Here is a 487-nt window from a genome sequence, read left to right as displayed (position 1 = left end):
CTTGTGAATAAGAATGCACCTGGGTTCATCCGAAAAAATCTCCGTATGCATTTAGGCAAGCATCTCACTGTTTAGGTAGACGTCGAATGCCGTCCGAGAAAAAGGTGCGTGGCTACTCACTGAACCATGTGGTCACCGCTGTCTTCACGTCTGCGTCGCTGTTCAATCGCTGTCCCTTTAGTGCTTTCTTCAACGGTCCGAACAAATGGAAATCACATGGGGACAAATCAGGACTATAGGCTGGGTGATGAAGAACTTCCCAATTCTTCTTTGCCAATGTTTCCTGCACAATTTTTGCGACGTGCGGACGAGCGTTGTCGTGGAGAAGAATCACACCTTGAGAAAACTTGCCTGGTCGCTTAGCATTGATGGCCTTATGCAGCTTGTCTAAAGTGTCTTTATAATGGGCGGCATTGATGTTGACACCAGGTTCCTTAAAATCGGCCAACAAAAGCCCTTCATGGTAAAAAAATTCGTTCACCATAAC

At 46.2% G+C, this 487-nt stretch carries 1 protein-coding gene; it reads right to left on the bottom strand.

What is annotated here, in order from left to right:
* Positions 1 to 112 precede the first annotated feature (112 nt).
* On the bottom strand, positions 113 to 487 hold a 375-nt coding region (locus AC1VNY_RS42580; RefSeq protein ID WP_482409684.1), incomplete at its 5' end, for a transposase.

This window comes from Bradyrhizobium ferriligni (assembly GCF_056837965.1).
The sequence above is the reverse complement of the archived record's forward strand: the minus strand, read 5'-3'. Positions and strand labels throughout refer to the sequence as shown.